The sequence below is a fragment of the Bacillus sp. E214 genome, assembly GCF_008087365.1.
Taxonomy (GTDB): domain Bacteria; phylum Bacillota; class Bacilli; order Bacillales; family Pradoshiaceae; genus Pradoshia.
Map to the genome: position 1 here is coordinate 1,925,133 of NZ_VENN01000001.1, position 14,205 is coordinate 1,939,337.

11 protein-coding genes, 1 other RNA gene and 1 other annotated feature are annotated in these 14,205 nt (G+C 39.9%); of the genes, 2 read left to right on the forward strand and 10 right to left on the reverse strand.

Annotated features, from left to right (window positions below):
* Window positions 1-100: 100 nt before the first annotated feature.
* A complete protein-coding gene (locus FHY47_RS09020; RefSeq protein ID WP_139892608.1) occupies window positions 101-1,387 on the forward strand; it encodes a replication-associated recombination protein A in 1,287 nt (428 codons plus the stop codon).
* Window positions 1,388-1,447: 60 nt separating this feature from the next.
* On the opposite strand, the gene FHY47_RS09025 is transcribed toward FHY47_RS09020, so the two are convergent.
* From FHY47_RS09025 to FHY47_RS18925, 5 genes are all read right to left on the reverse strand, one after another.
* Entirely contained in the window at window positions 1,448-2,209 is a 762-nt protein-coding gene (locus FHY47_RS09025; protein ID WP_066105431.1) for a tRNA threonylcarbamoyladenosine dehydratase, read from the reverse strand.
* A gap of 410 nt (window positions 2,210-2,619) precedes the next feature.
* A non-coding RNA gene (gene ssrS, locus FHY47_RS09030) (6S RNA) lies at window positions 2,620-2,807 on the reverse strand.
* A gap of 31 nt (window positions 2,808-2,838) precedes the next feature.
* On the reverse strand, window positions 2,839-4,623 hold the full coding sequence (gene aspS / locus FHY47_RS09035; RefSeq protein WP_139892609.1) for an aspartate--tRNA ligase: 1,785 nt from the start codon (window positions 4,621-4,623) through the stop codon (window positions 2,839-2,841).
* A gap of 14 nt (window positions 4,624-4,637) precedes the next feature.
* Window positions 4,638-5,912 (reverse strand): histidine--tRNA ligase, encoded by a 1,275-nt coding sequence (hisS, locus tag FHY47_RS09040; protein WP_066105436.1) that lies wholly within the window; start codon window positions 5,910-5,912, stop codon window positions 4,638-4,640.
* Window positions 5,913-6,011: 99 nt separating this feature from the next.
* Window positions 6,012-6,245 (reverse strand) — a binding site (T-box leader).
* Between the two features lie 53 nt (window positions 6,246-6,298).
* Window positions 6,299-6,475, reverse strand: a complete 177-nt coding sequence (locus tag FHY47_RS18925) for a hypothetical protein (RefSeq protein ID WP_175354278.1) — start codon at window positions 6,473-6,475, stop codon at window positions 6,299-6,301.
* 139 nt (window positions 6,476-6,614) lie between these two features.
* Between FHY47_RS18925 and FHY47_RS09045 the strand changes: the two genes are divergently transcribed.
* Entirely contained in the window at window positions 6,615-7,880 is a 1,266-nt protein-coding gene (locus FHY47_RS09045; protein WP_148630199.1) for an N-acetylmuramoyl-L-alanine amidase family protein, read from the forward strand.
* A 145-nt stretch (window positions 7,881-8,025) separates the two neighbouring features.
* On the opposite strand, the gene FHY47_RS09050 is transcribed toward FHY47_RS09045, so the two are convergent.
* The 5 genes from FHY47_RS09050 to recJ form a co-directional block, all read right to left on the reverse strand.
* Entirely contained in the window at window positions 8,026-8,223 is a 198-nt protein-coding gene (locus tag FHY47_RS09050) for a hypothetical protein (protein WP_140461980.1), read from the reverse strand.
* A 224-nt stretch (window positions 8,224-8,447) separates the two neighbouring features.
* Window positions 8,448-8,891, reverse strand: a complete 444-nt coding sequence (gene dtd, locus FHY47_RS09055; RefSeq protein ID WP_066105443.1) for a D-aminoacyl-tRNA deacylase — start codon at window positions 8,889-8,891, stop codon at window positions 8,448-8,450.
* A 10-nt stretch (window positions 8,892-8,901) separates the two neighbouring features.
* Window positions 8,902-11,097: a RelA/SpoT family protein gene (locus FHY47_RS09060; protein ID WP_066105445.1), complete on the reverse strand. Its 2,196-nt coding sequence runs from the start codon at window positions 11,095-11,097 to the stop codon at window positions 8,902-8,904.
* Window positions 11,098-11,312: 215 nt separating this feature from the next.
* Window positions 11,313-11,825, reverse strand: coding sequence for an adenine phosphoribosyltransferase (locus FHY47_RS09065; protein ID WP_066105448.1), 513 nt, complete (start codon window positions 11,823-11,825; stop codon window positions 11,313-11,315).
* Entirely contained in the window at window positions 11,816-14,185 is a 2,370-nt protein-coding gene (gene recJ / locus FHY47_RS09070) for a single-stranded-DNA-specific exonuclease RecJ (RefSeq protein ID WP_148630201.1), read from the reverse strand. Before recJ ends, FHY47_RS09065 begins: the two co-directional genes overlap by 10 nt.
* Window positions 14,186-14,205: the final 20 nt, after the last annotated feature.

A 14,205-nucleotide genomic window follows, 5' to 3' on the forward strand; every position in this document is an offset into this window, starting at 1 on the left:
TAAAATTCGCAGCTCTTACGCAAAAACGAAAATATAGGAATGTGAAGCGTTTATCGATATAATGAAAGCATCCTGAAGCTTATTTGTGGAGGTTAGTTAGTTGAATACTGAACCACTCGCATTTCGAATGCGACCTAAGAACTTAGATGAAATTATTGGCCAGAACGAAATCATCGGCAAACAAACCAGTTTATATAAAATGATTAAAAACGGGCATGTCCCTTCTATGTTATTATATGGTGAACCTGGCATTGGAAAAACATCCATTGCTTATGCAATTGCGGGAACCACCAAAATACCGTTCATTGCTTTAAATGCAACTACAGCCGGGAAGAAGGATATCGAAGCAGTTGTTGATGAAACACGTCTGACCGGGCAGGTTATCCTCTTTCTTGATGAGATTCACCGATTCAATAAAGCTCAGCAGGATTATCTTCTGCCACATGTAGAACGAGGCGATATCATTTTAATCGGTGCCACAACGGAAAACCCATTCCATGATGTCAATCCAGCTATTCGGAGCCGCTGCGGCCAAATCAAGCAGCTTACCCGCTTATCTGTCGAAGAAACCATCACACTGCTCCAAAGAGCCCTTTCTGATGAAAAAAATGGTCTGGGAAAAATGGATATCCAAATCACCGAGGAACAAATAAAAAAAATTGCCCTTCACTCAAATGGAGATGCAAGAAAATCGTTAACGCTGCTGGAATCAGCAGTTTTCTCATCAACCAGGGATGAGGATACGTATATCATAGAAGATGAAGTCATTGACGATTTAGGCGGGAATGTAGGAGTTTATGGAGATAAAAAAGGCTCAAACTTCTATAACCTGTTATCCGCCCTGCAAAAAAGCATAAGAGGAAGCGACGTTCATGCTTCTTTATATTATTTAGCTCACCTTCTTGAGGTTGGTGATCTGGTTGCAGTCAATCGGAGACTTTTAGTGATTGCTTATGAAGATATCGGACTGGCAAATCCCTCCGTCGGAAATAATGTGTTGGCAGCTGTTACCGCCAGTGAACGTCTCGGTCTTCCCGAGGCGCGTATCCCGCTTTCAGTGGCTGTTGTGGAAATGTGTCTATCCTCCAAATCAAATTCTGCTTATAAGGCATTGGATCAAGCCATTTCGGATATTCGAAGCGGCAAAGTCGGGGATATCCCTAAGCATTTACGTGATGCCCATTATTCAGGCTCAAAAGACCTCGGGCATGTTGGTTATAAATACCCGCATGACTACCCTATCGGCACTTTCGGTGGCTGGGTCAAACAAGATTATCTCCCATGCAACTTAAAGGGAACAAAATACTATGATCCGATTGAATCCGGCGAGGAGAAACGATTAGCTGCTATATATGAAAGACTGGAACAGTTTAAAAATAAGCAGTAAAAAAGATTGGCTTCTATTAGCCAATCTTTTTTACATGCAGGTAACAATTCACCCATAACGTTAATCATTCACTCGTTTGATTTTAATTTCCTTCAATGCTTCTCTTACTACCCAGCTTGCTGCAATCAATCCTGCCGTAGATGGTACAAACGCATTAGATGAAGGCGGGAATTTAGCCTTACGAATATCTGCATCCTGGTTGCCCACCACTTTTGTCACTTCATCAAAAGGCACAATTGGGCTCTCATCGGAGAAAATGACTGGAATCCCTTTTCGAATGCCTTCTTTCTTTAATTTTGTACGGATCACTTTAGCTAATGGATCTGTATGTGTTTTAGATATATCCGCGATTTGAAAGCGGGTTGGATCCATCTTATTGGCTGCGCCCATGCTTGAGATGATAGGAATATTCCTTATCAAACATTCTTTCATCAAGTGAATTTTGTAAATAATCGTATCGGAGGCATCGATTACATAATCCGGTTTATAGGCGAAGAAATCCTGATATGTTTCCTCTGTATAGAACATTTTTAAAGCAATTACTTCGCAATCTGGATTGATGTCAAAAATACGCTTTTTCATAGCATCTACTTTTTGCTCTCCAACAGTGGATAATAACGCATGAATTTGTCTATTCACATTTGTTATATCTATATCGTCCTTATCTACCAAGATTAACGTGCCCACCCCGGATCGCGCTAAAGCTTCCACGGCAAAAGAACCCACTCCGCCAATACCTAGAATCGCCACAGTTGTATTTTTTAATATTTCCAAGCCATCTTTCCCGACAGCCAATTCATTACGTGAGAATTGATGCAACATGAATAGCTCCACTCCAATTTCATTTTGTTAGTAAATGTAATTACCTATTTTTATTTTCCTAAACATTTCTGTTCATCTATACGCGCTTAACTCTTTGATTGTATTTTAAACGAAAGCATTTATCGATGTAAAATACAGTTTCAGCTGATTCAGCAGCAGGCCACGATTATCTACCAATCCCTTTACTTGCTATTCTTTCGCTTAGACAATTGAGATAAACCATTGATTAACAGCCACTGCAGTATTGTATCGTTCTAAAATTATGTACCTTTTCTTCATTAGCTGTTCCGTCGTTTCGATTTATGATACCATACTTTCCTACTAGGAATGAAAGGATATATTTTTCATCGATAAAAATAAAAAACTCATTGCAGCAGCTGCAATGAGTTATAACAATTCTTCATAAGTATAGACGCCCCAAATTGTGCCGTTTGATGCCTAGTGCTTTGGCCCGCCCTCGGCAGGTGGGTGCCCTGTTCCACTTTGTTGCAAGTCCTTCACGAAAAAGGCATTTGCGCAAGCGGTAAACTCCGGACTCCCGTTAAAAGAAATGTTCGGTCAAAACAAAAAGGATGCATAACGTACACTTCAGGACGTCTATTAATTGATTTAATCATATCAAAAGCAGGTTACTTTTTCAAGCCCGATTCCATTTTTGAGACCTTTAGACTAAGCTCTTTAAGCTGGCTTTCAGATACTTCACTCGGTGCATCTGTCAACAGGCAGCTCGCGCTTGCAGTCTTAGGAAATGCAATCGTATCACGTAAGTTTGAACGGCCGGAAAGTAACATGACTAAACGATCCAATCCCAAGGCAATTCCACCATGTGGTGGAGTACCATATTCAAAGGCTTCCATTAAGAAACCAAATTGCTCGTTAGCCTCTTCTGGTGTGAATCCGAGGACCTCAAACATTTTTTCCTGAATAGCACGTTCAAAGATACGTAAGCTTCCTCCACCCAATTCATAACCATTTAACACAAGGTCGTAAGCAATTGCTTTTACTTCACCAGGGTTTTCGTCAAGCAAAGAAATTTGTTCTCTAACAGGCATTGTGAATGGGTGATGAGCTGCATAATATCTTCCATCTTCTTCTTTATATTCAAGAAGCGGCCAGTCAGTTACCCATAAGAAATTAAATTTACTTTCATCAATTAGGTTTAATTCTTTTCCTAATTTATTTCGTAAATTACCCAATGCGTCTGCGACTACGGATTTCTTATCAGCAACAAAGAGCAGCAAGTCTCCAGCTTCAGCACCAGTAACCTCGATTAAACCTTTTCCGTCTTCATCCTGGAAGAATTTTGCGATTGGTCCTTTTAGACCTTCTTCCTCCATCTTCATCCATGCAAGCCCTTTTGCACCGTAGCGGGCAGCAAATTCACCCAATGCATCAATATCTTTTCTGGAGTAATTAGAAGCAGCACCTTTTACATTCAATGCCTTAACCTGTCCGCCGGATTCCACTGCACCTGTGAAGACTTTAAAGCCTGAATCTTTAACGATATTGCTAACGTCAATTAATTCCATCGCAAAACGAGTATCAGGTTTATCAATACCATATCGGCTCATCGCTTCATCATACGTCATTCTCGGTAGTGGTAAAGAAAGCTCGATTCCTTTGACTTCCTTCATCACTTTAGCCATCATGCGTTCAGTCAAATCCTGAATATCCTCTTGGCTCATAAAGCTAGTTTCAATATCGATTTGTGTAAACTCAGGCTGACGGTCTGCACGTAAGTCCTCATCACGGAAACAACGTGCCACTTGATAATAGCGTTCAATTCCAGAAACCATCAATAATTGCTTGAAGATTTGAGGCGATTGCGGCAATGCATAAAATTCACCTTCATGCACACGGCTTGGTACTAAGTAATCACGCGCGCCTTCTGGAGTGCTCTTAGTTAAAATAGGTGTTTCAATATCAAGGAAACCTTCTCCATCTAAGAAGTCACGGATTGCTTTAGTCGCTTTATGTCTCATTTTAAACGTTTCGAACATAACCGGACGACGAAGATCTAAATATCGGTAAGATAAACGAAGGTCCTCAGATACTTCTTCGTTATCTGTAATCGCAAATGGAGGTGTTTTGGATTCATTGATAATGATTACCTCTTCTGCCTGAACTTCAATACTACCTGTTTTAAGGTTTTTGTTTATCGTTCCCTCTTCACGCGCTACCACTTTTCCCCGTACGCTTAATACATATTCACTTCTGATTTTTTCAGCTAGACCTAGGGCTTCAGGTGATAAATCTGGGTTAAATACAACTTGGACAATGCCTGTACGGTCTCTTAAATCGATAAAAATTAACCCGCCAAGGTCACGTCTTTTTTGGACCCACCCTTTGACAGTGATTTCTTCTCCGATTGCTGTTACCGGTACTTCTCCGCAAAAATATGTTCTTCCGTACACTGTAATTCCTCCTATTATCTTCCCAGTTTAGTTTTTAATTCTGTTACTAACTCAGCGAGCCCCACTTGCTGTTGCTCACCGGTTTGCATATCTTTTAAAGAAATTTTATTTTCTTTCAGCTCATCTTCTCCAAGTACAGCCACGAATTTGGCATTTACACGATCCGCCGCCTTAAATTGGCCTTTTGCTTTGCGATCGGAATAATCCTTTTCAGCTGAAATTCCGTTGCTGCGCAACTCATCTACCAGTTTCACAGAGTAATCCTTTGCTTCGTCGCCAAGTGAAACAATAAAACAATCTACACTTTTTTCAATCGGAAGCTCAATATTTTCGACTTCAAGTGCAGATAGCAATCTTTCAATACTTAAAGCAAATCCAATCCCAGGGGTTTCAGGACCGCCCACCTCTTGAACAAGTCCGTTATAACGGCCGCCTCCACAAAGAGTAGTAATTGCCCCAAATCCTTCAGAATCGAGCATGATTTCAAAAGCTGTATGATTGTAATAATCAAGTCCGCGAACCAAGCCTGGATCCACAACATAAGCAATTCCGATCGCATCCAAGTACGCTTTTACTTTGTTAAAATACTCGGTAGACTCTTCATTTAAGTAATCGATAATGGACGGTGCGCCAGACATTAATTCATGATTACGGTCCTCTTTGCAATCTAGTATTCGTAATGGGTTACGTTCTAAGCGATTTTTACAATTTGGACAGAATTCCTCAATCCGGGGCTTAAAGTGCGCAATCAAAGCTTCTCTGTGTTTTGCACGGCTTTCCTTGTCTCCAAGACTGTTGATCACTAGCTTCAGATTCTTTAACCCTAACTTTTTATATATATTCATGGCTAATGAAATTACTTCTGCATCAATTGCCGGATCGGAACTCCCTAAAGCTTCCACACCAAACTGTACAAATTGTCTGAAACGCCCTGCCTGTGGACGCTCGTATCGGAACATAGGCCCAATATAGAACAACTTAACAGGTTGAATAGCATTCCCATACATTTTATTTCCCACAAAGGAACGAACTACCGCTGCCGTACCTTCCGGACGCAAAGTTAAACTGCGGTTTCCCTTATCCGTAAATGTATACATTTCTTTTTGTACAATGTCTGTTGTATCTCCCACACCTTTTTCAAATAACTCGGTACTTTCAAAAATTGGTGTACGTATTTCTTGATACTGATACACTGAGCAAATTTCTTTTGCTACGTTTTCGATATACTGCCACTTTTCTGATTGACCAGGAAGGATATCCTGGGTTCCCCTTGGTATTTGAACGGCCATATCAAAATTCCTCCTTAAAATGCAATCTATAACCATTTCCAATTGGCATGGCTTGGTAATTTTAGGTAAAATAAAAACAACTCCCAGTCCCATGCATATGCAAGGGACGGGAGTTGTTACCCGCGGTGCCACCCTAGTTGGAGCATAAAAAGCTCCCACTTTTACAGTTAACGCCTGTTTAACGTTCATCCCCTACTAGAAACTAACGTTTTTTCAGGGCGAAACCTACGGTGTGTTCGTTCATATGGGCACATGCAGAAGTGTTTGCAGCCTAAGACACTTCTTCTCTGATCATGTGTGATCTACATTACTCTTCACCATCATTGGAATATAATATGTATTTTTATTTAATTAATATTACGAAGTAACTTCCTAGTTGTCAACCCTTAAGAACGTCCAAGTTTCTTTTTTAGTTGTTTCACGTCTCTGACGGACAGGCCAAATTCCGAAGCAAGCTCCACCATGGAATTATTCTGTTCTTTAACCAAAAAATCATGAAAATCCACTCCGAATATTTGTTTACCGGCATTTTGTGTGATTAATCCCTTTTCACTGTATCTCATATCATGAACACCCCTTATTTATTTAAACTACAGATTGTCTTAATCAGTATTCCCGACTGTGTAAAGTATCTTTCATAAAAAATATTTTTTCTTTAACAAACGCCTGGCCCTGATTTTTAAAGAAGGAGCGATTATTATCTTGCTAAAAAAAATTTTGGTTTTTCTATGTGTAACCCTACTGCTTGCGCCGATGAAAAATTCTATACCAACCGCACATGCAACGATCGATAAAATTGTGGTTAATGAGCCATCTATTTATGTCCGGGAGGAGGCAAATATAAAGGCATCCATCATCGATGAAATCCAGGCGGGGAGTGTTTATGATGTCCTGGAAATAGATGAAGATTGGATTAAACTAAAGCTCAGTGACAAAAAAACAGGATGGGTAGCCAGCTGGCTCGTTACAGGCTATAAAGAAGCGGATCTTACCTCCGATTCCGGTATTGTTACTGCAGACGGTCTACGTGTTCGAAAAGGCCCAGGCACAGAGTTTAAGGTACTCGGCAATCTTCCTATCGGAACAGTAATTCACATAATAGAGAAACAGGATAGCTGGATTTCTTTCACCTATGAGGACCATATAGGCTGGATCCACAGCAACTACATACATCAACATCAATTACAAAAATCCTTAAAGAAAATCCGTATAACAGCTTCCGTACTAAATGTACAAGCATCAGATAAGCCAGATGCTTCAATCATTGGAACAATAAAAAAAGATGAGGAATATACCGTTCTCAAAAAAATTAGAAACATGCTTAAAATTGAACTTCCATCTAAAAAAGAAGGATGGATCCCAAGTTGGTATACAAAATCAGAGAGTGAACGGAATTCAAGTCTTCAAAGGAATGAGTCATTAATGGGGAAAACGATTATCCTTGATGCCGGACATGGAGGCACTGACGGCGGAGCATCCGGACCAGCTGGCACTTTAGAAAAAAGTCTAACGCTTCAGACCGTTAAACTGGCATACGAGAAGTTACGAACAGCCGGAGCGAACGTGGTCATGACTCGTTCCAGCGATCGGTATGTAGCGTTACATGCAAGGGCCAATCTTGCAAATATGAATAGAGCCGATGCCTTTATCAGTTTCCATTATGATAGTAATCAGAATGGAGATAAAAGTGGTATTAAAACATATTATTATCATTCCTATCAAAAGCAACTAGCCTTAACTATTCAAAAATATTTATTGCAAAACGAGACACCGTTAAATGACCAGGGAGTAAAGCAGAACAACCTGCACGTTTTACGAGAAAATCTTCGGCCGGCTGTTTTATTGGAATTAGGCTATATAAATAATCCTGCTGAGGAAGCTCTTATCCAAACAGAATACTATCAGGAGACCATCACAGATGGTCTTGCAAATGGATTAGCTGCCTACTTTTCTGATTTAGAAATTTAGCGTCCCGAAAAGCTATGATTTATGAAACACGTTGTAAAGATCAACAGATTTATTCTTAATAACTTGGATCCTCCCTTTATGCTTTTAATTGATAGCATAAAGGGAGTTTTTATGGATAATTCTTTGGGTGGAGAATGTAAATTACTTAGAGGTATTGGCTGGTTGAATTATTGGTGTGTTTGGCTGGATTATTGGTAGAATCGGCTGGATTATCGCCCAGTTCGGCGGATTTTCCCCATGTACCGGCTGTATGACTTAGTTCGGTTCCTTTCTTTTCTGCTCTGGCTGGATTTTTGCTCAATTTGGCTTGTTTCTTTCCTGAATCGGCTGGTTTCTTGCTCAATTCGGCTGATTACTCTCTCGAATCGGCTGGATTATCGCTCAGTTCGGCCTGTTTTTCTCTGTATCGGCTAAATCGCTCAGTTTAGCTGATTTCAATCCTGAAATATAAATTCAGCTAGATCACTAATTATTGATTTACAAAAAAAAAACACCTCCATATGTCTGAAATAACTCAGATATATGGAGGTGTACGGTTTTAAAGAAAGCTACTGCGCTGCTTAACTTTTAGTTTTTGCTTTCGAGAATAAGCGTCACAGGTCCGTCGTTAATGAGCTCGACATCCATCATCGCCCCGAATCTGCCTGTTTCCACTTTCAACCCTTTTTCTCTCAGCATTTCATTAAACATATCATACAATTTTTCAGCTTCATCGGGCTTGGCTGCTGCCATAAAGTTTGGGCGCCTTCCCTTGCGGCAATCACCATATAAGGTAAATTGGGAAATCGATAAAATTTCACCGCCCACATCAAGCAAGGAATGGTTCATCTTCATATTCTCGTCTTCAAATATGCGCAGATGAACGATTTTATCAGCAAGGTAACGGCAATCCTCTTCCGTATCCTCATGAGTAATTCCAACTAATAACACAAACCCGGAGGTAATGGCGCCGATTGTTTCACCATCGACACGCACTGATGCTGCCTTTGAACGTTGCAATACCACTTTCATTTTTTTACCCCTAACTCATAATTCTTCTGACAGAATAAATATCGGAAATTTGCTTAATCCGTTCAACTACTTTATGCAAATGACTTACATTATAAATTGATATAGACATGGTAATTGTCGCACTTTTGTTCCTGTCTGTACGACCTGATACAGCCGTGATATTCGTCTTCGTTTCACTAACAGCTTGAAGCACTTCATTTAACAAGCCGTTCCGGTCAAATCCATTTATTTCGATATCAACATTGTATTCTTTTCGAACGCTCTGACTGCTTTCCCATTCTACCGGGATAATCCGTTCTTTACTTTCTTCATCCAATACATTGACACAGTCTGCCCGATGGACCGAAACACCGCGTCCTTTTGTAATGTACCCAACTATTTCATCACCAGGAACAGGATTACAGCAGCGTGATAATCTGATTAACATATTGTCAATCCCTTTTACACGGACCCCGGAATCCTTCTTCTTCGTTTTCGGAATCATACGCAACTCAGAGACTGCATCAAGCAAGCTTACTTCCTGATCTTTTTCTCTCTTTTTACGAAGCTTATCTGTTAACCTTGTCGCAATTTGAGCAGCTGTTATTCCGTTGTAGCCCACTGCTGCATACATATCATCTTCATTGGCAAAATTGAATTTTTCAGCGACTTTCCTCAGGTTCTCAGTAGTACAAACTTCTTTCACATCATATTCCATTGCCTTGACTTCTTTATCGACTAATTCTTTGCCTTTTTCAATATTTTCTTCTCTGCGTTGCTTTTTAAAGAATTGTCGTATTTTATTTCGCGCTTGTGAAGTTTTTGCCAGCTTCAGCCAATCCTGACTTGGGCCATAGGAATGTTTAGATGTTAATATTTCAATAATATCGCCGGTTTTCAGCACATAATCAAGCGTAACCATTTTGCCGTTTACTTTAGCGCCAATCGTTTTATTGCCGATTTCTGAGTGGACGCGGTAGGCAAAATCAATCGGTACAGATCCTTTTGGCAGCTCATACACATCACCTTTTGGTGAAAAAACAAATACCATATCCGCAAATAAATCCAGTTTGAGAGATTCCATAAATTCCTCTGCATTGGTAGAGGCATCCTGGAATTCAACAATCTCTCTGAACCAATCCAGCTTTTTATCCATTCGTTGTGTCGATGTTAGATCTTTGCCTTCTTTATAAGCCCAGTGTGCCGCAATCCCGAATTCAGCTGTTCGGTGCATTTCTGTCGTACGAATCTGTACTTCCAAAGGTTCACCCTTTGGACCAATAATGGTCGTATGAAGAGATTGATACATATTTGCTTTCGGCATAGCTATATAATCCTTGAAACGACCAGGCATTGGCTTCCAGCATGTATGAATGATACCAAGAACTGCATAGCAATCTTTAATACTATTTACAATAATACGGACTGCCGTTAAATCATAAATCTCTTCAAACTGTTTATTTTGAAGAGCCATTTTCCGATAGATACTGTATATATGCTTTGGTCGTCCAAATATATCAGCCTGAATAGAAACTTCCTTCAGCTTTTCCTTCATTCGGTCGGTGACATCTGATAGATACTCTTCTCGCTCCGCCCTCTTCTTTTTCATCAAATTTACAATTCGATAATATTGCTGAGGATTTAAATAGCGGAGAGCTGTATCTTCAAGTTCCCATTTAATCGTTGAAATACCGAGTCTATGCGCAAGCGGTGCAAATATTTCGAGCGTTTCATTCGCAATCCTACGCTGTTTTTCAACAGGTAAATGCTTCAGAGTACGCATATTATGCAGCCTGTCAGCTAATTTAATCATGATTACACGAATATCCTTAGCCATTGCGATAAACATTTTACGGTGATTCTCAGCTTGCTGCTCTTCCTTTGACTTATATTTAATTTTTCCCAGCTTTGTTACACCGTCAACCAAAAGGGCTACTTCTTCGTTAAAGGTTTCCTTAATGTCTTCCAGTGTTACGGAAGTATCTTCTACAACGTCATGCAAAAATCCGCCCGCTACTGTAAATGTATCCATCTCTAAGCCCGCCAGGATGGCAGCAACTTGAATTGGATGGATAATATACGGCTCACCGGATTTACGATATTGCTCCTTGTGAGCTTCTTTGGCGAATTCATACGCTTTTTCTAAGAATGCCACATCTTTATCATTCATATAGTTTCTTGCTTTATCAAAGACCTGCTCAGCGGTATAAATTTGCTCATTTGCCATGAAATCACCTTTTACTCCGTATTTCCACGTTTTTTGCTTATCGTTATCTATGTTAAACCATATAGGTTAATCGTTAAAAAGAGGATTGTTTCTATTATCATCAAAAAAAGTTTTCTTGTAAAGTAACGAACAAGATTTAATCTGTTGTTTCGCTATTATTCGCAATTTGATAATATAAAAAGCGCTCTAATAATTAGAACGCCATTACTATATGCTTAATATTCCATTAATGTGAGTATATCATAGCCGGCAAGTTTTTTCCTGCCCTCAAGGTACGTTAACTCAACTAAAAAAGCTAATCCTGCTACAACTCCGCCAAGCTCTTCAACCAATTTAATAGTCGCTTCCATTGTTCCGCCTGTAGCCAATAGGTCATCAGTAATCAATACTCTCTGACCTGGTTTGATTGCATCTTTATGAATGGTTAACACATCTTTACCGTATTCCAAACCGTATTCAACTTTAAAGGTTTCTCTAGGCAGCTTGCCTTCTTTACGCACTGGCGCAAAGCCAACTTCCATTGCATAAGCTACAGGGCAGCCGATAATGAATCCACGTGCTTCCGGTCCTACAATAATATCAATTTCTTTCTCTTTAGCAAACTTTACAATTTGATCTGTTGCATATTTATATGCCTTCCCGTTATCCATAAGTGGGGTAATATCTTTAAATTTAATCCCTGGCTTAGGCCAATCCTCTACGATCGCTATATATTGTTTTAAATCCATTGCTCAGTTTCCTCCTTGTTTTCCATGTGGGATCGAATCAACTTGCCAAGGTAATCATAAAGCTGATTGAATGAAGCGTATAGAAGCTCTTGTTCCAACGCCATTCTTGCTTGTCTTTCTTGATAGGTCTTAGATTCTTGGAGATCCCGTTTCATACTGGTCCTTACCAAATCAATGAGTCCGTTATTTATTGTAACAAACTCGAGCTCAAAAAACACCTTTGTCATAAAATCAATATTTTCTTTTGACCAGCCTTTATGAATATTCAGCATGGAACGCAGTTCTTTATATGAAATAGGTCCTTTTTTTGCCAACAAGGCATAATACCATTTAAATTGGTCTCTTGTTGGAAACGCTGAGAAATAATCATTTTGAGTGGTACGAAAGTAAACATACACTCTTTTAGGCAATTTTCCAATAAAAAGTGCTTCAAATATATCTTTTTGTGAAGGTAAATCTGCTAAAACTACATGATAGCCGTCTAAAGTTTCCTGTTGAGCTGCTTCTAAAGAGGTAATATGGATAATTTGATCATTCTCTTTAGTAAATTCCGTCAGCCACACCCTACTCTCTTCCTGAAATAAGATGATTTTGCGTGGAGACGGCACTGTCTGAACATGTATTTTCCCCTTATCGCTGCGACAATCAAATAACTGCCACCCTGGTACAGAAAGATCCTGTAAAAACAATTGGGGCTTTTTTATATTATTCCATTCATTTATCGCCAATTCCCCAATTACAGATACCTTGGCCTGCGGAGATAAATGATCAAGGAACTCTCCTAATCCAAACCCAATGGTATCTAACCCAGCATCATTTTGTTCGAGCTGAAGTTTAAGATGAGTTTTATCTGCCCCAATTTTCCTGGAAGTTGTTATTGAGGCATCCTCAATCAAAATCCGCGGTTTTGGGTTTTGCATCCCGTACGGTGCAAGCTGAGACATTTGCTGAATAAGCGTTAATGAAATTTCATCAATCGCAACTAAGCTATCTATCTCAGTAACAGGCTGGAAATCTTCTTCTGTTAGAATTTCATTAGCCTGATTGATCAATCGTTGTCTCAATTCCTCAACATCTTCTATTTTCAATGTCATACCAGCAGCCATAGGATGGCCCCCAAAATGAGGCAGCAGTTCTCTGTTTAAAGATAAGTTTTGAAAAAGATCAAATCCTGGAATACTGCGTGCAGAACCCTTTGCTGTTCCTTTCTCACGATCAATACTTAATACGATCGTCGGACGATAATACTTTTCTACAAGCTTACTGGCTACAATCCCTACTACACCAGTATTCCATCCTTCACGGGCAATAATTAGGACCGGATTGGTTTCAGGTGGATAGTTATTCTCCACTTCCTCAATCGCTTCCTGGGTCATTTCTTTTACGATTGATTGCCGCTCTTTATTCAATAAATCTATTTCGTCGGCTATCGAATCAGCTTCTTCCTGACTTTCTGTAAGTAAAAGCTCTACAGCTGGATCTGCCGATTCCAATCTTCCTACAGCATTTATTCTCGGTGCCAATCCAAATCCAATGGAATCCTCATTTAAGGAATCGCGCTGAATACCTGCTTTTTGACAAAGGGCAAGGATTCCCGGTCTCGTTGATTTCTTTAATGCCTGAATCCCTTTAATCGCAATTAATCTATTTTCATCATGAAGAGGAACCAAGTCAGCTACTGTTCCAATTGCAGCAATGCCAATCAACTCATCAGGCAACTCACCAAGTAAAGCATGGGCCAATTTCATTGCCACACCTGCACCTGCCAACTCTGAAAACGGATAAGTTTCACCCGGCTTTTTGGGATGAAGGATAGCTAATGCCTGCGGTAACTCAGGACCCGGTTCATGATGGTCCGTCACAATATAATCCATTCCCAATTCTTTCGCCACTTGAGCCTCATGAATGGCCGAAATGCCACAGTCTACTGTGATAAGCAACGTAGTTCCCTGTTCTTTTATGAATCGAAAAGCCTCTTCATTTGGGCCATAGCCTTCTGTAAAGCGATTTGGAATATACCATGACACATGTTCTGCTCCCATAATTTTAAGCGTGAGCATTAAGATGGTCGTACTGCTGACCCCATCGGCATCATAGTCTCCGAATATAGTAATCTTTTCGTTGTTTTTTACAGCTTTCACAATCCGTCTCACAGCTTCTTCCATACCTGATAGTAAAAACGGATCATAGAAATCCTGCTGGGCTGCATACAAAAAAGACCGCGCTTCTTCTACGGTCTTTATTCCTCTGTTGACCAATAATGTAGCCACAATACGAGGCTGTTCAAGTTCTTGCATGAATAGATTTATAATGGTTTCATCAGCTTTTTTTAAAAGCCAACGTGTTTTTGATTGTAACATATTGTCACCCCTGACCTATC